The organism is Achromobacter sp. JD417 (genome assembly GCF_041879325.1).
Taxonomy (GTDB): domain Bacteria; phylum Pseudomonadota; class Gammaproteobacteria; order Burkholderiales; family Burkholderiaceae_B; genus Achromobacter; species Achromobacter mucicolens.
In genome coordinates this window covers 2485496-2506819 of record NZ_CP087159.1, presented here as the reverse complement: position 1 = coordinate 2506819, position 21324 = coordinate 2485496, and the positions used below count along the sequence as shown (strand labels likewise).

At 64.7% G+C, this 21324-nt stretch carries 19 protein-coding genes; 6 read left to right on the top strand and 13 right to left on the bottom strand.

Features of this window, described 5'->3' with window-relative positions; all coding sequences use genetic code 11:
- Nucleotides 1-72: 72 nt before the first annotated feature.
- The 9 genes from bamA to rpsB all read right to left on the bottom strand — a co-directional run bounded on the left by bamA (nucleotide 73) and on the right by rpsB (nucleotide 10174).
- Nucleotides 73-2406 (bottom strand): outer membrane protein assembly factor BamA, encoded by a 2334-nt coding sequence (bamA, locus tag LN047_RS11470; protein WP_373981797.1) that lies wholly within the window; start codon nucleotides 2404-2406, stop codon nucleotides 73-75.
- A gap of 53 nt (nucleotides 2407-2459) precedes the next feature.
- Entirely contained in the window at nucleotides 2460-3791 is a 1332-nt protein-coding gene (rseP, locus tag LN047_RS11465; RefSeq protein ID WP_142055686.1) for an RIP metalloprotease RseP, read from the bottom strand.
- 54 nt (nucleotides 3792-3845) lie between these two features.
- Nucleotides 3846-5045, bottom strand: coding sequence for a 1-deoxy-D-xylulose-5-phosphate reductoisomerase (locus LN047_RS11460; RefSeq protein ID WP_373981796.1), 1200 nt, complete (start codon nucleotides 5043-5045; stop codon nucleotides 3846-3848).
- Nucleotides 5042-5899 (bottom strand): phosphatidate cytidylyltransferase, encoded by an 858-nt coding sequence (locus tag LN047_RS11455; RefSeq protein WP_373981795.1) that lies wholly within the window; start codon nucleotides 5897-5899, stop codon nucleotides 5042-5044. The genes LN047_RS11460 and LN047_RS11455 overlap by 4 nt, the downstream gene beginning before the upstream one ends.
- Nucleotides 5900-5950: 51 nt before the next feature.
- Nucleotides 5951-6715 carry a polyprenyl diphosphate synthase gene (uppS, locus tag LN047_RS11450; protein WP_373981794.1) on the bottom strand — a complete coding sequence of 255 codons (765 nt, stop codon included), beginning with the start codon at nucleotides 6713-6715 and terminating at the stop codon, nucleotides 5951-5953.
- 178 nt (nucleotides 6716-6893) lie between these two features.
- Nucleotides 6894-7454: a ribosome recycling factor gene (gene frr / locus LN047_RS11445; protein ID WP_056316760.1), complete on the bottom strand. Its 561-nt coding sequence runs from the start codon at nucleotides 7452-7454 to the stop codon at nucleotides 6894-6896.
- Nucleotides 7455-7469: 15 nt separating this feature from the next.
- The gene (gene pyrH, locus LN047_RS11440; RefSeq protein WP_056316757.1) at nucleotides 7470-8186 is read right to left on the bottom strand and encodes a UMP kinase; all 717 of its coding nucleotides are present in this window, start codon (nucleotides 8184-8186) and stop codon (nucleotides 7470-7472) included.
- 179 nt (nucleotides 8187-8365) lie between these two features.
- Nucleotides 8366-9244 carry a translation elongation factor Ts gene (gene tsf / locus LN047_RS11435; RefSeq protein ID WP_056316754.1) on the bottom strand — a complete coding sequence of 293 codons (879 nt, stop codon included), beginning with the start codon at nucleotides 9242-9244 and terminating at the stop codon, nucleotides 8366-8368.
- Nucleotides 9245-9424: 180 nt separating this feature from the next.
- The gene (gene rpsB, locus LN047_RS11430) at nucleotides 9425-10174 is read right to left on the bottom strand and encodes a 30S ribosomal protein S2 (RefSeq protein ID WP_056316750.1); all 750 of its coding nucleotides are present in this window, start codon (nucleotides 10172-10174) and stop codon (nucleotides 9425-9427) included.
- A gap of 899 nt (nucleotides 10175-11073) precedes the next feature.
- On the opposite strand from rpsB, the gene map reads away from it, so the two are divergent.
- From map to LN047_RS11405, 5 genes are all read left to right on the top strand, one after another.
- On the top strand, nucleotides 11074-11895 hold the full coding sequence (gene map / locus LN047_RS11425; protein WP_056316747.1) for a type I methionyl aminopeptidase: 822 nt from the start codon (nucleotides 11074-11076) through the stop codon (nucleotides 11893-11895).
- Nucleotides 11896-11911: 16 nt separating this feature from the next.
- On the top strand, nucleotides 11912-14518 hold the full coding sequence (locus tag LN047_RS11420) for a [protein-PII] uridylyltransferase (RefSeq protein WP_056316745.1): 2607 nt from the start codon (nucleotides 11912-11914) through the stop codon (nucleotides 14516-14518).
- A gap of 68 nt (nucleotides 14519-14586) precedes the next feature.
- Nucleotides 14587-15300 (top strand): MarC family protein, encoded by a 714-nt coding sequence (locus LN047_RS11415; RefSeq protein WP_056316742.1) that lies wholly within the window; start codon nucleotides 14587-14589, stop codon nucleotides 15298-15300.
- Nucleotides 15301-15349: 49 nt separating this feature from the next.
- Nucleotides 15350-15832 (top strand): disulfide bond formation protein B, encoded by a 483-nt coding sequence (locus tag LN047_RS11410; protein ID WP_062841381.1) that lies wholly within the window; start codon nucleotides 15350-15352, stop codon nucleotides 15830-15832.
- 13 nt (nucleotides 15833-15845) lie between these two features.
- Nucleotides 15846-16367, top strand: coding sequence for a YgjP-like metallopeptidase domain-containing protein (locus LN047_RS11405; protein WP_373981793.1), 522 nt, complete (start codon nucleotides 15846-15848; stop codon nucleotides 16365-16367).
- Nucleotides 16368-16441: 74 nt separating this feature from the next.
- On the opposite strand, the gene purF is transcribed toward LN047_RS11405, so the two are convergent.
- The 4 genes from purF to folC form a co-directional block, all read right to left on the bottom strand.
- Nucleotides 16442-17962: an amidophosphoribosyltransferase gene (purF, locus tag LN047_RS11400; protein WP_373981792.1), complete on the bottom strand. Its 1521-nt coding sequence runs from the start codon at nucleotides 17960-17962 to the stop codon at nucleotides 16442-16444.
- A gap of 30 nt (nucleotides 17963-17992) precedes the next feature.
- Entirely contained in the window at nucleotides 17993-18481 is a 489-nt protein-coding gene (locus LN047_RS11395) for a CvpA family protein (protein WP_056316730.1), read from the bottom strand.
- On the bottom strand, nucleotides 18481-19314 hold the full coding sequence (locus LN047_RS11390; protein ID WP_062841384.1) for an SPOR domain-containing protein: 834 nt from the start codon (nucleotides 19312-19314) through the stop codon (nucleotides 18481-18483). Before LN047_RS11390 ends, LN047_RS11395 begins: the two co-directional genes overlap by 1 nt.
- Nucleotides 19315-19387: 73 nt before the next feature.
- On the bottom strand, nucleotides 19388-20698 hold the full coding sequence (gene folC, locus LN047_RS11385) for a bifunctional tetrahydrofolate synthase/dihydrofolate synthase (protein WP_373981791.1): 1311 nt from the start codon (nucleotides 20696-20698) through the stop codon (nucleotides 19388-19390).
- A gap of 166 nt (nucleotides 20699-20864) precedes the next feature.
- Here folC and LN047_RS11380 point away from each other — a divergent pair, with 166 nt between their 5' ends.
- The gene (locus LN047_RS11380) at nucleotides 20865-21281 is read left to right on the top strand and encodes a cupin domain-containing protein (protein WP_062841386.1); all 417 of its coding nucleotides are present in this window, start codon (nucleotides 20865-20867) and stop codon (nucleotides 21279-21281) included.
- The last annotated feature ends 43 nt before the right edge of the window (nucleotides 21282-21324 follow it).

The window sequence follows — 21324 nt, the reverse complement described above, 5'->3', positions numbered from 1 at the left end:
GTATTGTGCCACTAAACAGCAAGGACGCTGGACCAGGGGGCCGCGCCCTTGTTTTCAAGAGTAACGCCTCGCTTAGAATCCCGTCCCGATCTGGAACTGGAAGCTTTGCTTGTCGTCGCCCGGCTTGGAATTGAGCGGCCGCGCATACGACAGCTGCAGCGGGCCCATCGGCGATTGCCAAGACAGGCCGATACCGGCCGAGAAACGCCAGCCGCACGGATCCTCGACCTCGGTGTTGTCGCGGCCGCGGGTGCAGGACAGGCCGCTGCCCGCCGACACCTGACCGGCGTCGCTGAAGATGAACCAGCGCAGGGTGCGATCCTTCGAGGCGCCCGGGAACGGCAGGTACAGCTGGGCGTTGGCCACGATGCGGCGCGTGCCGCCCAGGTAATCGCCCGTCTTGACGTCGCGCGGACCCAGCGACGAGCCTTCGTAGCCGCGGACGGTGCCGATACCGCCGGCATAGACGTTCTTGATGACCGGGTAATCCTTGCTGCCGTAGCTCTGGCCCCAATCGACCATGCCGTTCAGCGCCAGGGTGTACGAGCCGCCCAGCGGCACGTAATACTGCTGTTGCGCCGTCAGCATCGTGTATTGCAGATCGATGGTCGACACGTCGGCCTTCAGGCGCGTGTACGAACCCTTGGTCGGCGCCAGCGCGCTGTCGCGCGTATCCTTGGACCAGCCGGCGCTCAGGATCACCGAGTTCGTCGAATCGCCATATTGATCGACGAAATTCTCGTAGGCCGCCGGCGAGTTGTTGTACAGGTCGATCTGGTTGCGTTCGAAGTTGCCGCCCAGGAAGATGCGGTCGTACTCCGAAATCGGGATACCGAAGTTCATGCCCAGGCCCAGGGCCTTGACGCGGTAGTCACCGTCGTTGTTGTTCCAGGGCTCGGTCACGCGGTAGTACGCCGACGTGGTGCGGCTGATGCCGTCCTTGGTCCAGTACGGATCGGTATGCGACAGCACCACCGCGCGGTTCGTCTTGCTGGTGTTCAGTTGCAGCGTCAGGTTGGTGCCGCTGCCGAAGACGTTGTCTTCGCTGATACCGGCCGACAGAATCGCCTTTTCGGACGAGCCGTAGCCCACGCCCAGGTTGATCATGCCGGTGGGCTTTTCCTTCACGTCGACGTTGACGTCGACCTGGTCAGGGGAGCCCGGGACCGGATCGGTCTTGACATTGACGTCGCTGAAATAGCCCAGACGGTCCACGCGATCGCGGGAGGTCTTGATGTCGGCGGCGTCGTACCAGGCGGCTTCCTGCTGGCGCATTTCGCGGCGCACGACTTCGTCGCGGGTACGGGTGTTGCCGCCGATCTGGATGCGGCGCACGTAAACGCGGCGGCTCGGATCAACGTAGAACGTCAGATCGGCTTCGTGTTTGGCGCGGTCCAGTTGCGGGTTCGGGTTGACGTTGGCGAACGCGTAGCCCAGCTCACCCAGGTAGTCGGTGATCGCCTTGGCGGAATCGTTGGTCTTGGCGGCCGAGAAGGTTTCGCCTGCCTTGATCTGCACCAGGTCGTTGATTTCCTTGTCCAGGCCCAGCAGGTTGCCGGCCAGCTTGACGCTGCGCACCTTGTAGGGCTCGCCTTCGTGGACGGTGATCGTGATGCGGATGTCCTGGCGATCCGGCGAAATGGTGACCTGCGGCGGCTCGACCGAGAACTCAAGGTAACCCTTGTCCAGGTAGAACGAGCGCAGGCGTTCGAGGTCGCCCTCGAGCTTTTCGCGCGAGTATTTATCGGTATCGGTGTACCAGGTCAGCCAGCCGGGGGTGGTCAGCTTGAATTCGTCCAGCAGGTCGCTTTCGGAAAAGGCCTTGTTGCCGACGAAACGGATTTCCTGGATGCGGGCAACCGAGCCTTCGAACACGTCGAAGCTGACGCCGACGCGGTTACGCGGCAGCGGCGTGACGGTGGACGTGACTTCGACGCCGTATTTGCCCTTGGACAGATACTGCTGCTTCAATTCGTATTCGGCGCGCTCGAGCATGGAGCGGTCGAAAATGCGGCCTTCCGCAAAACCGACTTGCGCCAGCGAGGTGGTGATGGCCTTGGAATCGAATTCGCGCATGCCGTTGAAATTAACGGACGCGATGGTGGGACGCTCTTGAACGACCACGACGACGACATTATTGTCCGTCTGGATCTGAACGTCGGTGAAAAAGCCCGTGCCATACAAACGGCGGATGGCTTCGGTGGCTTCTTCTTCGGTGAATTTCTCGCCGACCTTGACAGGAAGATAACCAAAGACGGTGCCGGCGTCGGTTCGTTGAATACCCTCTACGCGGATATCCCGCACGACAAAGGGTTCGAAGGCGTGGGCCAAGGCCGGCAACATCAGCGCGGCTACGAGACCCGGCAGTACACCCTTTTTGTGTTGAAACATCCGGCGAAAAGACATCCTTGAGTATCCTCGGTCGTGCAAATGGCGGGGGATTTTATGCTAAATGGCGTTCAAGTGAACAAACGCGTGAAATCGTTGAACAGCGCAAGCCCCATCAGGCTTGCCAATATGCCTATGCCGGCGCGTTGTCCGATGTCGATCCATCTTGCGGGCGGGGGGCTGCCCCGCACAATTTCGACGAGATAGTACAGCAGATGGCCACCATCCAGCATAGGAATAGGCAGCAAATTTAAAACGCCCAGGCTGATACTGATCAATGCGATATAGGCGATATACGCAACAATCCCGATTCGGGCGGTCTGGCCGGCGTAGTCCGCAATGGTGACCGGACCGCTCACATTGCGCCACGACACGTCGCCCGTCACCATGCGGCCCATCATGCGCAGCGAAAACCAGGCGGTATCCCAGGTGCGGACGGCGCCGCGCCAGAGGCTGTCGAAGACGCCATAGCGCACGGTCACCATCGGCACGTTGCCGCCCAGTTGCACGCCCAATCGGCCGATTTCCTGGCCGTTGACGACTTCAGGGCGCGGCGTGACGTTCAGGGTGACGTTGGCGCCATCGCGGACCACGGTCAGGGCGAGCGGCTTGCCGGCGCTTTCCTGGATCTGCTTGACGAGCGCGCCGGTGTCGGGCGCCGGCTGGCCATTGACGGCCACGACCAGGTCGCCCGCGCGCAGGCCGGCGGCCTGACCTTCTCCGCCGTCGATCACCGCGCGTACCGCGGGCTTGGGCTGGGCCAGACGCACGCCGGCCGCGGCAAGCGGGTCGCCTTCGGCCGGGTCCATCGTGTTGGGGGGAAGATCGAGTTCGCGCCGCTGGACGGCGCCGGACGGCGTGCTGACCTCGATGCTGGCCCGCCCGCCGGTGGACATGACGTCCATCAGGCGCCAACGGGCGTCGGACCACGAGGCAACTTCCTGGCCATCGATGGCCAGGATCCGGTCGCCGGCCAACAGGCCAGCCCGCGCTGCGGGGGTCTCGGCCGCGGGAGGCGCGATGATGGCGACGGGTTCCTCGGTGCCGGCCATGTTCAGGCACGCATACAGGAACACCGCGAGGATCAGATTGAAGATGGGGCCAGCGGCCACGATGGCGATGCGCTGGCCCACGGGCTTGGTGTTGAATGCGGAAGCCGCCACGGCCGGCGAGGCCCCTGGCGGCGCATCGTCCAGCATCTTGACGTAGCCGCCCAGCGGCAGCGCGGATACCGCCCATTCGGTGCCGTGCCGGTCGGTGCGGCGCAGGATGACCTTGCCAAAGCCCACCGAGAAACGCAGGACCTTCACACCGCAAAGGCGGGCGACCCAATAGTGCCCGAGCTCATGGAAAATGATCAGTGAGCCGAGCGCTACCGCAAAGGCCAGCAAGGTGAAAAGCATGGGGTCGGAATCTAGGAAATCAGAGGCAAACGCAGAGGCAATCGCGGCCCGCCATCAGGCCAGTCCGAGGTTGCCCGCAAAGGCGCGCGCCTCGGCGTCAAGCGCAAGTACGTCGTCAAGACTGCTGAGCGTAACAGATGCTTGCCGCGCCTGCCACTCGAGCGCAGCCTCGATGACCCGCGGAATCCAGGTGTAGGCCAGCCGCCCGTCCAGAAATGCGTCAACCGCCACCTCGTTGGCCGCATTGAGCACCACGCAGGCGCCCTGCCCCGCCCGCATCGCGGCAAAGGAATGCGCCAGGCACGGAAAGCGGGTCAGATCCGGCTTTTCGAAGTCCAAGCGGCCATGCCGGGTCAAATCCAGCGGGCTTACGCCGCTCTCGATGCGGTCGGGAAAGCCAAGGCCGTACGCGATGGGCGTGCGCATGTCGGGCTGACCCAGCTGCGCGAGCACAGAACCGTCGTCGTACTCGACCATCGAATGCACGACGCTCTGCGGGTGCACGACCACGTCGATCCGATCGGCCGGCATCGCGAACAACCAGTGCGCTTCGATGACCTCAAGCCCCTTGTTCAGCATCGTGGCCGAATCGACGGAGATCTTGCGGCCCATGGTCCAGTTGGGGTGGGCGCAGGCCTGCTCGGGGGTGATGTCGTGCAGGTCTTCCAGGTCGCGGCCGCGGAAAGGCCCACCCGACGCAGTCAGCAGCAAACGGCGCACGCCCTTGGCCGGCTGCTGCGGCGCATCGGCACGGCCTTGGTGCGGCAGACATTGGAAGATGGCGTTGTGTTCGCTGTCGATGGGCAGCAATTCGGCGCCGTTGTCGCGGATGGCCTGCATGAAAAGCGTGCCGGCGGCGACCAGCGCCTCTTTGTTGGCGAGCAGCACGCGCTTGCCGGCGCGCGCGGCGGCAAGCGCCGAAGGCAGGCCCGCGGCACCCACGATGGCAGCCATCACGGTGTCGCACTGCGAGTCTGCGGCGGTGTCGGCCAGCGCCTGTGCGCCCACGCGGATTTCGGGCATGGTTTGCCCGCCCGTCCAGGCATCGATGAATTTCTGGCGGGCAGCGGCGTCGGGCACCACGACGACCGCGGCGCGGCTGGCCAGCGCCTGCTCGGCCAGCCGTTGCATCCGGCTGTGGGCCGAAAGCGCGTAAACTGCCATCCGCTGCGGGTGGCGGGCAATCACGTCCAGCGTGCTTTCACCAATCGAACCGGTCGATCCCAGCACGACGACACGTTGAAAAGCCGTCAAAACAAGACTCCAGACAAAAGTAGCGCGAACGGCGCGACGGGAAGAATCGCATCGATCCGGTCATAGACGCCGCCATGGCCAGGCAAGAGTGTGCTGGAATCCTTGCGGCCCGCGCGGCGCTTGAGCAGCGACTCGAACAGGTCTCCCACAATGGACAGCACGCCCAGCACCGCGGCGATCGGCAGGGCGATCCAGAAAGTCCAGCGTTCCACCAGGGCGTGACCGAAGGTGCCGTCCCACAAGCTGGACAGCCCGATCCACACCACCGCGCCCAGGACGCCGGCAATGGCGCCTTCGATGGTCTTGCCCGGACTCACTCGCGGAGCCAGTTTACGCTTGCCGAAGGCCCGGCCGGCAAAGTAAGCGGCAATATCGGCCACCCAGACGAGGGCCAGCAGCGACACGACGAACACGGCGCCGCGCGCCACGTACATCTGCGCCAGCACCGCCCAGGCGGCAAACGCGGCCGGGACGGAGAAGACCGACCACGCCAGACTGGCCGGCGGCGCGTCGGCGCGCCCGCGCACCACGGCGGCCACGCCGGCAAACAGCCAGACGGCCGACACGGCCGGCACCAGGTAGCGCAGCACCCAGCCGGGATCGCCCGCGCCGGTCCGGTCACCCGCCAGCCAGGCGGACGTCAGCACCAGCATGCCAGCGAACAGCAGGACGGCGACACCGATGGAGATCAGGGGGGAAGGAGGTTGCGGCAGCGTCAGGCGCAGCCACTCCCAGTTGGCGCACGCGGCCGCAAGGGCCAGCAGCGCGACGAACCACCAGGGATTGGCGCTCGCCATGGCGGCGGCCAGAATGGCCAACAAAACGACGGCGGTAACGATACGCTGGCCCAGCATGTGACGGTCTCCTCTTGTGCAGCCTGGAAAGACGCGCGCGTCGCGTTCAGCTTACTTTGCAGCCGCTTCGCTGACTTGTGCGCTGGTGCGGCCGAAACGGCGCTCGCGCGTGCGGTACCAATCAAAGGCGGCCATGAGTTCATTGGCGCCGAAATCCGGCCAGTAGCGGTCCGTGAAGTAGAACTCCGCGTACGCCATCTGCCAGATCAGGAAATTGGAAATGCGCTGCTCACCGCCGGTGCGGATGAACAGGTCGGGCTCGGGGGCCCATGCCATGGAAAGGTGCCTGGAAAGACGCTCCTCGTCCACCCGTTCTGGGTGCGCGGCCAGGTCGGGCTCGGCCGCCAGCATGGCGCGGGTGGCTTGCAGGATGTCCCAACGGCCGCCGTAGTTGGCGGCGACGGTCAGGTGCAGCCTGTCGTTATGTGCGGTGCGCTCTTGCGCAGCGGCGATCAGCTCGCGCAGGCGCGGCTCGAAGGCGCTCAGGTCGCCGATGACGTGCAGGCGCACGCCCTGCTCTTGCAGCTTGCCGACCTCGCGCTCGAGCGCCTGCACGAACAGGCGCATCAGGAGCGAGACTTCTTCGGCCGGACGGCGCCAGTTTTCCGAACTGAACGCAAACAGCGTCAGGTAGCGCACACCCGCGCGACCGCAGGCCTCGACCACGCGGCGGACGGCCTGCACGCCTTTGGCATGCCCGGCCGTGCGAGGCAGCAGACGCCGCGTCGCCCAGCGGCCGTTGCCATCCATGATGATAGCGACGTGCTCGGGGATGTCGCGGATATCGGGAACCACCTGAGTCGAACTTGTTGCCATTAGTTTGGGGGCTGCGCGCGGCGGACCGGCGAAAGACACGAATACGGGAAAAAACCTGCGCCGTCGTTTCCATCGCTACGAGGAAGTACCGCGAGGCAATGGACAGGACGGCGCATGTGCAACGAAATCCTGACGCCACGCGGGCCGCGACAAAGCGGCGCCGCGCGGCGTGTTGGGATTATACGGTCATGATTTCGGCTTCTTTCTGGACGACCATCTTGTCGATGTCGGCGACGGCGCGATCCGTCAGCTTCTGGACGTCGTCCTGCGAACGGCGTTCGTCGTCCTCGGAGATTTCCTTGTCCTTGACCAGCTTCTTGAGCGCTTCGTTGGCCTCACGGCGCAGGTTGCGCACCGCGATCTTGGCGTCTTCGCCTTCGCTGCGCACGACCTTGGTCAGGTCGCGGCGGCGTTCTTCGGTCAGCGCGGGCATCGGAACGCGGATCGTGTCGCCCATCGAGATGGGGTTCAGGCCCAGGTCCGACTCACGGATGGCCTTTTCGATCGGGCCGGCCATGTGCTTTTCGTACGGCTGCAGGCTGATGGTGCGGGCATCGACCAGGTTCACGTTGGCAACCTGGCCGACCGGCACGGGCGAGCCGTAGTATTCGACCTGCACGTGGTCCAGGATGCCGGTGTGGGCGCGGCCCGTGCGGATCTTGGCCAGGTTGGTCTTGAGCGTATCAAGCGACTTGGCCATCCTGGCTTCGGCGGATTTGCGGATTTCTGCTGCGCTCATGGAATTTCCTTTTCTTTAAACGTGTACCAACGTGCCTTCGTCCTCGCCGCTCACGACTCGCTTGAGCGCGCCGGACTTATTGATCGAAAACACCTTGATCGGCAATTTCTGGTCGCGGCACAACGCGAAGGCGGTGGCGTCCATGACTTCAAGGCGGCGAACGATCGCCTCGTCGAAGCTGATGCGCGCGTAACGCGTCGCGGTGGGATCCTTGTTGGGATCCGCACTGTAGATGCCATCCACCTTGGTGGCCTTCAGCACGATCTCCGCGCCGATCTCGGCGCCGCGCAGTGCCGCAGCCGTGTCGGTGGTGAAGAAGGGATTGCCGGTACCCGCGGCGAAGATCACGACCTTGCCCTCTTCGAGGTAACGCAAGGCCTTGGGCCGGATGTAGGGCTCGACGACCTGATCGATATTCAGCGCGGATTGTACCCGGGTGTCGATACCCTTGTGCTTGAGCGCGTCTTGCAGCGCAAGCGCGTTCATGATGGTGGCCATCATGCCCATGTAGTCGGCGGTGGCGCGGTCCATGCCCTGCGCACCCGGGGCGACGCCACGGAAGATGTTGCCTCCGCCGATGACGATGGCCAATTCGACGCCTGCGGCGGCGACTTCAGCGATCTCATCGGTCATACGGACGATGGTGGAGCGATTGATGCCGAATGCATCGTCGCCCATCAGCGCCTCGCCGGAAAGTTTGAGAAGAACCCGTTTGTATGCCCTGCTGCTCATAGGTGATATCCCGAAGAACAATCCGACGAAAGTGTAAGACAAGAATGGGGTTGACCCCCAGCACCGCGCCCGCCTGGCGGGTTGGCTGCCCCATCGGCGTCTGCCTTTGGGGGCCCATGCGGCGAAAAAGGCCGGACTAGAATTTAATCTAGCGCCGGCCTTTAAGCACTACCTAGAGGTCAGGCGGCGCCAGCGGCGGCGGCGGCAACCTCAGCGGCAAAGTCGCTGGTCTTCTTCTCGATACCTTCGCCGACGACGAACAGCACGAACTTGCTGATCGACGCGCCCTTTTCCTTCAGGTGCTGTTCGACCGTGTGCTTGTCGCTCTTGACGAACGGCTGCGACAGCAGCGTCACTTCCTTCAGGAACTTCACGACCGAGCCTTCGACCATCTTGGCGACGATGTCGGCCGGCTTGCCGGATTCGGCGGCCTTCTGCTCGGCAACCGAGCGCTCGGCGGCGATGTCGGCGGGGTTCACGCCGTCGGCGTTCAGGGCCTTGGGCTTGGTGGCGGCGATGTGCATCGCCAGGTCCTTGCCCACTTCCTCGGCGCCGGTGTATTCGACCAGCACGCCGATCTTGCCGCCGTGCACGTAGCTGGCCAGCGAGTTGGCGGTCTCGATGCGCTCGAAGCGGCGGATCGAGATGTTTTCGCCGATCTTGCCGATTAGGGCGGTACGGGTGGTTTCGACGGTGCCTTCACCGAAGGGCAGCGCCGACAGCGCGGCCACGTCGGCCGGGTTCTGCGTGGCGACCAGCTCCGCCAGCTTGTTCACGAAGCCGACGAAGTCGTCGTTCTTGGCGACGAAGTCGGTTTCGCAGTTGATTTCGATGACGGCGCCCTTCTTGGCGTCGGCGGAGATGAACAGACCGATCAGGCCTTCGGCGGTGACGCGGGCGGCGGCCTTGCTGGCCTTGTTGCCCAGCTTGACGCGCAGGATTTCCTCGGCGCGGGCCAGGTCGCCTTCGGCTTCCGTCAGGGCCTTCTTGCATTCCATCATGGGCGCGTCAGTCTTTTCGCGCAGTTCCTTGACCAGGGCAGCGGTAATTTCAGCCATGTTTGCTCCAAATTTTGCTAAGACACGCCCCGGCGGGCCGGGGCTGTGATTTGATTCGATGAGACGCCCGCACGTGGCGGGCCTGGAAGATGGGAGCCCAGCTTCGCAGCGCCGGCGGGGCGAAAGCGGACCAGATTCGGCGCCGCTTCCAGACCTTACCCGCCGGACATGACAACAGGCTTAGGCCTGGTTGTCTTGCACTTCGACGAACTCTTCCTGACCTTCGCCCAGCTCTTCGACCAGACCGTTCAGGTTTTGCTCGCGGCCTTCCAGGACGGCGTCGGCGATGCCCTTGGCGTACAGCGCGATGGCCTTGGCCGAGTCGTCGTTGCCGGGGATCACGTAGTCGATGCCTTCGGGCGAGTGGTTGGTGTCAACCACGGCGACCACGGGGATGCCCAGGGTCTTGGCTTCGGCGATGGCGATCTTGTGGTAGCCGACGTCGATCACGAACATGGCATCGGGCAGACCGTTCATGTCCTTGATGCCGCCGATCGACTTGTTCAGCTTATCCAGTTCGCGTTGGAACAGCAGGCCTTCCTTCTTGATCATGCGCTCGGCGCCGCCTTCGGCGACCACGACTTCCATGTCCTTCAGGCGCTTGACCGAGGTCTTGACCGTCTTGAAGTTGGTCAGCATGCCGCCGAGCCAGCGGGCGTCGACGTAGGGCATGCCGCAACGGGCGGCTTCAGCAGCGACCAGCTCGCGAGCGGCGCGCTTCGTGCCGACGAACAGGATGTTGCCGCCGCGAGCAGCCAGCTGCTTCACGAACTTGGTGGCTTCCTGGTACTTATCAACCGTCTTTTCGAGGTTGATGATGTGAATCTTGTTGCGGTGACCGAAGATGTACTGAGCCATCTTGGGGTTCCAGTAACGGGTCTGGTGACCAAAGTGGACACCCGCTTCCAGCATTTCGCGCATCAAAGACATTTAATTCTCCAAGGGTTGGTTTCTTGCGCCGCACCTGCATCAGCATCTTGCTGACACCCTGGGTGGTGTTGCGCGCGATTTCCCGCAAAACGCGGGATGACAAAGATTTTAACCGGGCCGGCCGATCACTGCCGCAATAACTACGACGCTCCAGGCGCGTTGCCTGTAGCGGCTCGCCTTTAACGACTTCTACTACGCTGCCGCGATAAACCCAGACGGCCGCCACCACAAGATTCTTGCATTGCGTCTTTCCGACACTCCAGGAGACTCCTGGAAGTTTCTTCGAGACGCACCCGGAATTGTTTTGTTGGCGGCGAAATCCAGTTCTTCGCAAACCTGGCCGCTAGGCCAGCCCGCGCATCAGGCCGCTGTGGCAGTTCTTAAGGATCCTTTTCAGGAATGCCCTTTTCAGGGTGCGCTTTTCAGCGCATTTCCAAGAACTTAATCCAGCGCCCATACCGAACCTGCATCGCCGCTCGAAAACACTTCCGGGCTTGCAAGCACACCGCGCCCAGCTGGCGGTAGCATTCATGTCCCGAACGCATCCGGCTGGATCCCGATCGACGCCCGACTGCTTCCCAACACCCTGCGGCTTGCCCGAATTCGCTCCACAACCTTCGCTTGCGGTGAAACTTCAGGGCCTGCCGCGTGATCTTAAGAAGAACCGCGCATGACCGAAAAATCCTGCCGGGTGTGCCCTGGACCCAAAGGCCAGCACCCGCCGGGTTTGGCTGGGGGTCAGACTGCCTGAGCGTTGGCTTTTGCCGAAGCTCTTGCCATGGCGCTGGCGGTGCAGACCCTTCTTGCCGGTAACCCGATTGCTCCCCAAATTTTTAGGGAAGCCTATAATTCTACTATTCTTTCAAGCAGACATTCAAGCGACACATCGCAAGCTTTCCATGGGCACAATCACTGATCCGGCCGACCTGGCCAAGATGCGCGCCGCCTGCCAGGACGCCGCCAAAGTTCTCGACTTCATCACGCCGCACGTCAAACCGGGCGTGACCACAGGCGAACTCGACCGCCTCTGCCTGGAGTACCTGACCGACGAACTGAAGGTAAAGTCCGCCACGGTCGGCTACGCCCCCCCCGGCTACCCGCCCTTCCCCGGCGCCATCTGTACCTCCGTGAATCACCAGGTGTGCCACGGCATTCCGGGCGACAAGGTGCTGAAAAATGGGGACTCATTGAACATCGACGTCACCATCATCAAGGATGGCTGGTTCGGCGACACGAGCCGGATGTACGCGGTGGGCGAACAGTCCATTTTGTCCCGGCGCCTGTCCGACATCACGTTCGAGTGCATGTGGAAGGGCATCCAGCAGGTCAAGAACGGCGCCACCCTGGGCGACATCGGCAATGCGATCCAGAAGCACGCCGAGTCCAACGGCTTTTCGGTGGTGCGCGAATTCTGCGGCCACGGCATCGGACAGCGCTTTCACGAAGATCCCCAGGTCCTGCACTACGGCAAGCCCGGCACGGGCGTAAAGCTGGTGACCGGCATGCTGTTTACGATCGAGCCGATGATCAACGCCGGGCGCCGCGAGATCCGCCAACTGGCCGACGGCTGGACCGTGGTCACGCGCGACCACAGCCTGTCCGCGCAATGGGAACACGCCGTCTGCGTGACGGAGACCGGCTACGAGGTCCTGACCCTGTCGCCCGGCATGCCCCAGCCGCCCGCGTTCATCACCGAACCCATCGTCATCCCCGCCGTCTGAAGCACCGTAGCCACCCATGACCGCCGAAATCCTTACCCAGCTGCGCGAACGCATTCAGGAATCCCGGCGGGCCGCGGTGGCCCAGTTCCGGGAACACGAACGCCCCGATATCCTGCTGACCGAGCTGCGGCGCATCGTGGATGCCGCCCTGCGGGATCTGGTCAAGCATTGCCCGCTGCCGGTCGGCGCCACGCTGGCGGCCGTGGGCGGGTACGGCCGGGGCGAGCTCTATCCCCACTCCGACGTCGACCTGCTGATACTGCTGCCGCACGCGCCGACGCCCGACGAGGAAAGCGCGATCGAGAAGCTGGTGGCGTCGCTGTGGGATCTGGGACTGGAACCAGGCCACAGCGTGCGCACCATCGAGGACTGCGAACGCGAAGCGGATGCCGACATCACGGTGGAAACCGCCCTGCTGGAATCCCGCTGGCTGGCCGGCAGCCGCGTGCTGATGCGCAAGTTCGACGCGGCCACCAAGTCGCGGCTCGATCCGCAAGCTTTCTTTCTGGCCAAGCGCGTCGAAATGCAGCAGCGCCACGGGCGCTACCACGACACGCCCTACGCGCTGGAACCCAATTGCAAGGAATCGCCGGGCGGGCTGCGCGATCTGCAGGTCATCCTGTGGATGGCCCGGGCCGCCGGGTTTGGCAACAACTGGCGCTCGGTGGCGCAGGCGGGTCTGCTGACCTCATCCGAGGCGCGCGACCTGCGCAAGGCCGAGCAAGCCTTCAAGCGCCTGCGCATCGAACTGCACCTGCTTGCCAACCGGCGCGAAGACCGGGTGCTGTTCGACCTGCAGCCCGCGCTGGCCGAGGTCTACGGCATCCATGCCACCGCCACGCGGCGCGGCAGCGAACTGCTGATGCAGCGCTACTACTGGGCGGCACGGCTGGTGACGCAGCTGAACGGCATCCTGGTGCAGAACATCGAGGAGCGGCTGTTCCCCCGCCCCGACAGCGACGCACGCGACATCGACGACGATTTCCGCAACCTGCGCGACCGCCTGGACATCATTCGGGACGACGGCTTCGAGCGCAATCCCACCCTGCTCCTGCGCGCCTTTTTGGTGATGCAGCAGCACCCCGAGCTGACGGGCATGTCTGCCCGCACGCTGCGCGCCATCTGGCATTCGCGACACCGCATCGACGCGCAGTTCCGCCGCAATCCGGTCAACCGCAAGCTGTTCCTGCAGATCCTGCAGCAGCCGCGCGGCATCGTCCACGAATTGCGGCGCATGACCATGCTGAACATCCTGCCGCGCTACCTGCCGGTGTTCCGCCGCATCGTGGGCCAGATGCAGCATGATCTTTTCCACGCCTATACGGTGGACCAGCACACGCTCGCGGTGGTGCGCAACCTGCGCCGTTTCACCATGCCCGAGCACGCGCAGGAATATCCGCTGGCCAGCCAGCTGATCGCGGGCCTGGACCGTCACTGGCTGCTGTACGTGGCCGCGCTGTTTCACGACATCGCCAAGGGCCGCGGCGGCGACCATTCTGAATTGGGCGCGCGCGAGGTGCGCAAGTTTGCCGCCGACCACGGCATGGATCCCGAAGACGCCAAGCTGGTGGAGTTCCTGGTGCGTCAGCATCTGCTGATGTCGGCGGTGGCGCAAAAGCGTGATCTGTCCGATCCCGACGTGGTGAAGGAGTTTGCCGCGACGGTCAAGGACGAACGCCATCTGACCGCGCTGTATCTGCTGACGGTGGCCGACATCCGCGGCACCAGCCCCAAGGTCTGGAACGCCTGGAAGGGCAAGCTGCTGGAAGACCTGTACAAGCTGACGCTGGCCGCGCTGGGCGGCGCCCATGCCGACGCCCATACCGTGCTGGCCGAACGCAAGGAAGAAGCGGCGCGGCTGACCCGCCTGGCCGGTCTGCGCGACGACGCGCGCGAAGCCTTCTGGAATCAGTTGGACGTGGCGTACTTCCTGCGGCACGACGCCTCGGATATCGCCTGGCACACGCGCCACCTGTACCACCAGGTCGAGCCCGCGCGGGCCGTGGTCAAGGCGCGCCCCACCGAGCAGGGCGAAGGCCTGCAGATCATGGTCTACACGCGCGATGCCCCCGACCTGTTCGTGGCGATCTGCGGCTATTTTGACGCCAAATCCCTGTCCATTCAGGACGCCCGCATCCACACGACCCGCCATGGCTGGGCGCTGGACAGCTTCATCGTGCTGCTGCCGGAAGGCGCCAGCGACCTGCGGGCGCAGGCCACGCTGGTCGAACACGAACTGGCCGAGCGGCTGAAGGACCCGCAGGCAGCCGCGCAGGCCCAGCCCGGGCGCGGCGGATGGTACGGACGCGGCCGGCAGTCGCGGGTGTCTCGCGTGTTTCCGGTCATGCCACAGGCCGAACTGCAGCCGGACGAGCGCAGCACATCGTGGCGCCTGTCCGTCACGGCGACCGACCGGCCGGGGCTGCTGCATGCCCTGGCGCGCGTCTTCGCCCGCCACGAGGTCAACCTGCTCATGGCCAAGATCATGACGCTGGGCGACCGCGTCGAGGACGTGTTCATCGTGGACGGATCCGCCCTGGCGCGCCCCCGCAGCCAGATGCAGTTCGAACGCGACATCCTGGACGCGCTTTCGGGCGACGAGGCCCAGCAGCGCGCCGCCTGAGCCCGCATCGCCAGACCCCGCCCGGACCGCATACAATCCGGGTTTTCGGCCAGGCGATGCTTGCTCCCATGCAGCTCAATGACTATCTGCGCGTTTTCGGTGGCAGCTTTTTCTTCGCGCTGGCCACCCTGCTGCCGTTTCTGAACCCGCCCGCGATCGCCCCCATCTTCCTATCGCTGACCGAGGGCGCTTCGTCCGCCACGCGGGTGGTGCTGGCCAAGCGGGTCGCCACCAACGTGTGCCTGATGCTGATCGTGGCCATGGTGGCGGGCAACGTGCTGCTCAGCTTCTTCGGCATCTCGCTGTCGATCGTGCGCGTGGGCGGGGGCATGCTGGTGATCGCCAGCGCCTGGCGGCTGGTGAACTCGCCAGATGCCGACACCGAACGCGTCGCCCGCATGGCCGAATCGTTCACCCCCGAAATGGCCAAGGCCCGCGCGTTCTATCCGCTGACGTTTCCCATCAGCTGCGGTCCCGGCTCCATCGCGGCCGCCATCACGGTCGGGGTCTCGCTGCGAGACCAGAATCACGCATTGAGCCTGGTGCGCCTGGCCGGCTCCATTCCTGGCATCATCGTCGTTTCGCTCACGCTTTATGTCTGCCTGCGCTTTGCGGCCCAGATGCTGCACCGCCTGGGCGACAATGGCACCGCTGTCTTCATGCGGCTGTCGGCCTTCATCATGCTGTGCCTGGGGGTGCAGATCTTCTGGGAGGGCGCCCGGGAACTCCTTTTGGGCGTGCTGACCCAGGTGATGCAACCAATTCCCGTCCCGAAGGCCTAAGCATGGCCGGCCGCCGCGCCGGCCTCGTTTAACCCATTCCAACGCAACAATGACCTCTCGCTCAGAACGCCTGCTCCGCCTGATCGCCCTCTTCTCCTTTGGCGCCGTCGGCATCGCCCTCGTTTCCCAGCACGTCTTCGACATGCCGCCCTGCGCCTGGTGTGTGCTGCAGCGCCTGATCTACCTGGTGATCGGCGTCGTCGCCCTGGTGGGCGGCTTTGGCGGCGGACGCGCCCTGACGCGGATCTGCGGCTTTCTGGCCGCCCTGCTGTCGCTGTCGGGCATCGTGGCCGCCTGGTACCAGTACAGCGTAGCCGCCAACATGCTCTCGTGCGACCAGACCTTTGCCGATCGTTTCATGACCGGCATCGGCCTGGAAAGCGCCATCCCGTCGCTGTTCGGCATCTACGCCACCTGCATGGATGCGAAGGTGCCGGTGCTGGGCGTTGAATACGCTCTGTGGAGCCTGGCGCTTTTTGTGATCCTGTTCTTCATGGCGCTGCCGGTGGCGTTCAGGCGCGGCCGCGCCTGAACCCGGCGTGCACATGCAGACAATGAAATACCTTGCCGGTTATCCGGAACCGCTGCTGGCGCAGGCCCAGAAACTGCTCGACCAGGACAAGCTGGGCGCGGCCCTCCTGGCGCGCTATCCGGAAGGCGCGCATGACGTGCGCACCGACAAGGCGCTGTACCAGTACGTGACCGAGCTGAAGAATGCCCACATGCGCAATGGCGACCAGATCAACAAGGTTGCGTTCGACAGCAAGATCCATGTGATTCAGCACGCGCTGGGCCAGCACACCTACATTTCGCGGGTGCAAGGCGGCAAGCTGAAGGCCAAGCACGAGATCCGCGTGGCGACGTTGTTCAAGAACGTGCCCGCGCCATTCCTGAAGATGATCACTGTGCACGAGCTGGCGCACCTGAAGGAGAAGGACCATAACAAAGCCTTCTACAACATGTGCCTGCGCATGGAGCCGCACTACCACCAGTACGAATTCGACCTGCGCCTGTACCTGACGCACCTGGAGGCCACGCGCACGCCGCTGTGGGAAGCGAAAGGCTAGATCGCATCTGCAACGGGTAAAAAAATGCCGTCCCAAGGGACGGCATTTTGTTCTGCGCGAAACGCCGGAGGCGATCAGGCGTCGTCGGAGGTGTGCCCCATGTTGAAGCGCAGGCCGCCCGCGTCTTCGTCTATGCCGGGCTCGGAGCGCGATTGCCCCAGGCGGGCCAGGTACTCGGGCGTGATGTCGCCGGTGATGTACTGGCCATCGAAGCACGAGGCCTCGAAGCGCGTCAGCTTGGGATTGATGTCGCGCACGGCCTGCTGCATGTCGTGCAGGTCCTGGTAGACCAGGCTGTCCGCGCCAATGGCGCGGGCGATTTCCTCGTCCGTGCGGCCGGTGGCGATGAGCTCGCTCTGCGTGGGCATGTCGATGCCATACACGTTGGGGAAGCGCACCGGAGGCGCGGCCGAGGCGAAGTACACCTTGTTGGCGCCGGCGGCGCGGGCCATGTCGACGATCTCGCGGCTGGTCGTGCCGCGCACGATGGAGTCGTCGACCAGCAGCACGTTCTTGCCCTTGAATTCCATGCCGATGGCATTGAGCTTCTGGCGCACCGACTTCCGGCGCACGGCCTGGCCCGGCATGATGAACGTACGGCCCACGTAGCGGTTCTTGATGAGCCCTTCGCGATAGTCCAGGTTCAGGCGCGCGGCAAGCTGCATGGCGGCCGGGCGCGAGGAATCGGGAATCGGCATGACGACGTCGATGTCGCCCAGGCGCATGTTGCGCGCGACCTTGTCGGCCAGGTACTCACCCATGCGCAGGCGCGCGTCGTACACCGACACGCCGTCGATCATCGAATCGGGACGGGCGAAGTAGACGTATTCGAAAATGCAGGGGACCAGCTGCGGGTTGTCGGCGCACTGGCGGGCCACCATGCGGCCGTCCAGGTCGATGAAGACGGCTTCGCCGGGCTCCACGTCGCGCACGAACGTGAATCCGCTGCCTTCAAGCGCCACGGATTCCGAGGCAACCATCCATTCCACGCCCTCTTCTGTTTCCTGGCGGCCGATGCACAGCGGGCGGATGCCGTTGGGATCGCGGAAGGCCAGCAGGCCGTAGCCGGAAATCTGGGCCACGACGGCATAGGCGCCGCGCACGCGCTTGTGCAGGGCCGACACGGCGCGGAACATGGCGTCCTCGTCGAGCGACACGCCGTTGGCGGCCGATTGCAGCTCGTGCGCCAGCACGTTCAAGAGGACTTCGGAATCGGAGTTCGTGTTGATGTGGCGGCGGTCGACGCGATACAGCGACTCGCGCAGCTCACGCCAGTTGGTCAGGTTGCCGTTGTGGGACAACATGATGCCGAACGGGGCATTGACGTAGAACGGCTGGGCCTCTTCCTCGCTGGCGCTGGAGCCGGCGGTGGGATAGCGGACCTGGCCGACGCCCGACGTGCCGGGCAGCGCGCGCATGTTGCGCGTGCGGAAGACGTCGCGCACCAGGCCGTGCGCCTTGTACATATTGAACTGGTTGCCTTGCGACGTCGCAATGCCCGCGGCGTCCTGCCCGCGATGCTGCAACAGCAGCAAGCTGTCATAGAGCAGCTGGTTGACCGGCCCGCGCCCGATGACCCCTACGATTCCACACATGGTGAGATTTCCTGGTTGATTTGAAGCTAATCAGTACGGCAGCCACGTCGCCAGGGTTGGCGGCAGCCACGTCTTGATATGTTTGATGGCCTCGATGGCCGAATGCGAAAACATGGCGTCCTGCCACCACGGCTCTTGCGGCAGCGGCGTATACCCTGCGGCGGCGACCAGCGCCAGCACGATCAATAGACCACGGGCCAGCCCGAACATTCCGCCCAGGCCGTGATCGGCGGGGCTGAGTCCGGTGCTGCGGATCAGGGCGGCAAGCGTCATATTGACCAACCCCACGCCGAGCAACACGATGATGAACACCGCCGCGTAGGAGACTCCCATGCGCAGCAGCGTCGTTTCAATATAGGGCTCCAGCCAGGTGTACACCGTGGGCCCCCACCATATCGCGGCCACGAAGGCCAGCAGATAGGCGACCAGCGACAGCACCTCTTTGAGCAGGCCGCGCACCAGGCCCAGCACACCCGATACCACCAGGATGGCCAGCACGACGAAGTCGAAGCCGGTCACTATTGGGCGGCAATGAAACCATTGTCATAGCCCAGCGTGCGCAACCGCGCCTGGGCCGCCTGGGCCGCCTCGCGCGACGGGAACGGCCCCACGCGCAGACGGTACTGCTGCTTGCCATTGATCGTGGCCTGCTCGACAAAGGCGTTGGTGACGCCGGCCTGATGCAATTTGCCGCGGCGCGACTGGGCGTCTTCGGAAGTCGTGTAGGCAGCGATCTGCAGCACAAAATTGCCCTTCGCGGCGGCGGGTTTGGACGCTTCCGGCTTGGGCGCCGATGCCGGCGCACTACGGCCCTCGAGCAGCGCCAGGGCGCGCGCGCCGTCGTCAGAACGCGTTTCAGGCTTGGCCGGCGTGGTCGGCTTGGCGGGCTCGGGCTTGGGCTTGGTTTCCGGCTTGGGCGGCGTGGCCGGCGGGACGGCAGGCGTCGCGGGCGGGGTAGCCGGCTGCGTGGTGTGGGGCGTGGTGGGCGTGCCGGACGCGGCGGCCACGGGCGGCACGGAATTCACGGCGGGAGGCGTAGGCACCGCGGCCGGGTCGGTGGCCCCGGACGCCGAGGGGTCGGCGGGCGCGGCAACCTGGGGTTCGGAGACCTGAGGCTGGAACGGCGTCGTGCGTTCCGGCACCTTGATGGGGATGTTGTCGTCGACCGGGGCGGGCTGAGAGTCCAGCACCATGGGCAGGATGATGACTGCGGCCAGCACCAGCGCCACTGCGCCTGCAAGCCTGCGCCGCGCGCGGCCGCGCAACTCGGCCGCCTGGACCTCGCTGGGCACGGCAGCCCGTTTGGAGGCCTGCGCCTGCTCGGCAGGATCTTTGCGTTTGAAAAAACCCATGGAAGAGAATTCCTTGCGGCGCCTTGCGGCATTGCGGCGGCACGGCCGCCATGACGCGAATGGCCCGATTTGCCTATGCCTTGCGACCCAGAGCCTGCAAAACGGAGGCTACGGTGAGAAACGATCCAAATACGACGATTCTATCATTCTCCCCTGCCCGTTCGCGCGCTGCCGCAAAGGCCTGGGCAGGATCGGCGTAGGCCTGGATGCCGGGGCTTTCGCTACCGGCGGGCAGCGGCGGGAGCGCCGCGCCGACCTGGTCCGCGAGCGCCTGGCCCGGGGTGCCGCGCGGTCCGGGCAGGCCCGCGCAATACCAGTAGTCGACGCGGGATCCGAGCTTGGCCACCACGCCGGCGAGGTCCTTGTCGTTCAGCATGCCGAACACCGCGTGGGTGTACGGATGAAAGCCCATGTTGTCCAGGTTCTGCGCCAGCACGGCGGCGGCGTGCGGGTTGTGCGCGACGTCCAGGATAACGGTGGGCTGGCCCGGCAGGATCTGGAAGCGGCCCGGCAGCGAAGCTTGCAGCAGCCCCAGGCGCACGGCCTGCTGCTGGACGGGCAACCGGTCGCGCACGGATTCCAGCGCGGCCAGCGCCGCCGAGGCGTTGAGCAATTGGTTGGCGCCGCGCAGCGCCGGATAAGCCATCGCGCTGCGGCGCTGTTCGCGCCCGCCGTAGGCCCACTGCTGGCGGTCGCCCGAATAGTTGTAGTCGCGTCCGAAAAGCCACAGGTCCGCGCCGATCTCCTGGACGTAATCCAGCAGCGACTGCGGGGGCACCGGGTCGCTGCAGATGGCCGGCCGGCCGCTGCGGTAGATATGGGCTTTTTCGAAACCGATCTTTTCGCGCGTGTCGCCCAGCCAGTCGGTGTGATCGAGGTCGACGCTGGTGACGACGGCGCAGTCGGCGTCGACGATGTTCACGGCATCCAGGCGTCCGCCCAGGCCGACTTCGAGGACGACGGCGTCGAGCCGCGACTGCGAGAACAGGCGCAGAATGGCCAGCGTGGTGAATTCAAAGTAAGTCAGCGAGACGTCGCCGCGCGCGGCTTCGACGGCCTGGAACTGGGCGATGAGGTCCTGGTCGGACGCGATCTGCCCGTTGACGCGGGCGCGCTCGTTGAAGTCGATGAGGTGCGGCGAGGTGTACAGGCCCACCTTGTAGCCCGCCGCAAGCAGGATGGCCTCGAGCATGGCACAGGTGGAACCCTTGCCGTTGGTGCCGCCGACGACGAACTTCACGCCGGGCAGCGACAGCGCCATGCGGTCCGCGACCTGGCGCACCCGGTCCAGACCCATGTCGATCGCCGCGGCGTGGATGGACTCCAGGTACTGCAGCCAATCAGACAGGTTGGCGGCGGCGTCAGGCGTGCGGACAGAAGACATGAGGCGGGTTCGCGAAAGGAAATCAGCCTGCGATTTTAGCAGTCCGCGCCCGGTGTTTTCCCTAATCCCCTAGGGCGCGGCCCGGTATCCCGGAACAAAAAGTGCTTGCCCATGTTTTTCTCATACGTAAAAATAAATTCATGTATGAAAAATATAAGGAAGAGACATGACGCAGCGTGATACCCCGAGCTGGCTGGTGCGTGAAGCCGACGTCCCCGGTTACCACCCGGCCAACCACACCGGCACCCTCAACCGCCGGCTGATCAGCCCGGAGACCGTGGGCGCCCGCGGGGTGGAAGTCCTGCTGGGCGTGATCGACAAGGGCAAGGGCGCGCTGCCGCATGCGCATCCCGGCATTGAACAGGTCTGCTACCTGATATCGGGCACCGCTCGCGCCCAGGTGCAGGACGAATGGGCGGACATGGGCCCGGGCGACTGCTGTTACTTCCCGCCCGACATCCCCCACGTCTTCACGGTGACGAGCGACGAGCCGGCCCGGCTGCTGGTCATCTACACGCCCCCGTACGAAGAATCCCCCGACCGCGTGATACGCGATTTTCCGGCGTCACCCTCGGCCGCTTGACGCGGCTTGACCCAGGCAGCGGCCGCAGAGCCGCGCCGCATTC

Coding starts and splice junctions, on each gene's coding strand:
- bamA (WP_373981797.1), bottom strand. CDS start 2,406: ATGTCTTTTCGCCGGATGTTTCAACACAAAAAGGGTGTACTGCCGGGT.
- rseP (WP_142055686.1), bottom strand. CDS start 3,791: ATGCTTTTCACCTTGCTGGCCTTTGCGGTAGCGCTCGGCTCACTGATC.
- LN047_RS11455 (WP_373981795.1), bottom strand. CDS start 5,899: ATGCTGGGCCAGCGTATCGTTACCGCCGTCGTTTTGTTGGCCATTCTG.
- uppS (WP_373981794.1), bottom strand. CDS start 6,715: ATGGCAACAAGTTCGACTCAGGTGGTTCCCGATATCCGCGACATCCCC.
- frr (WP_056316760.1), bottom strand. CDS start 7,454: ATGAGCGCAGCAGAAATCCGCAAATCCGCCGAAGCCAGGATGGCCAAG.
- pyrH (WP_056316757.1), bottom strand. CDS start 8,186: ATGAGCAGCAGGGCATACAAACGGGTTCTTCTCAAACTTTCCGGCGAG.
- tsf (WP_056316754.1), bottom strand. CDS start 9,244: ATGGCTGAAATTACCGCTGCCCTGGTCAAGGAACTGCGCGAAAAGACT.
- rpsB (WP_056316750.1), bottom strand. CDS start 10,174: ATGTCTTTGATGCGCGAAATGCTGGAAGCGGGTGTCCACTTTGGTCAC.
- map (WP_056316747.1), top strand. CDS start 11,074: ATGGGCACAATCACTGATCCGGCCGACCTGGCCAAGATGCGCGCCGCC.
- LN047_RS11420 (WP_056316745.1), top strand. CDS start 11,912: ATGACCGCCGAAATCCTTACCCAGCTGCGCGAACGCATTCAGGAATCC.
- LN047_RS11415 (WP_056316742.1), top strand. CDS start 14,587: ATGCAGCTCAATGACTATCTGCGCGTTTTCGGTGGCAGCTTTTTCTTC.
- LN047_RS11410 (WP_062841381.1), top strand. CDS start 15,350: ATGACCTCTCGCTCAGAACGCCTGCTCCGCCTGATCGCCCTCTTCTCC.
- LN047_RS11405 (WP_373981793.1), top strand. CDS start 15,846: ATGCAGACAATGAAATACCTTGCCGGTTATCCGGAACCGCTGCTGGCG.
- purF (WP_373981792.1), bottom strand. CDS start 17,962: ATGTGTGGAATCGTAGGGGTCATCGGGCGCGGGCCGGTCAACCAGCTG.
- LN047_RS11390 (WP_062841384.1), bottom strand. CDS start 19,314: ATGGGTTTTTTCAAACGCAAAGATCCTGCCGAGCAGGCGCAGGCCTCC.
- folC (WP_373981791.1), bottom strand. CDS start 20,698: ATGTCTTCTGTCCGCACGCCTGACGCCGCCGCCAACCTGTCTGATTGG.
- LN047_RS11380 (WP_062841386.1), top strand. CDS start 20,865: ATGACGCAGCGTGATACCCCGAGCTGGCTGGTGCGTGAAGCCGACGTC.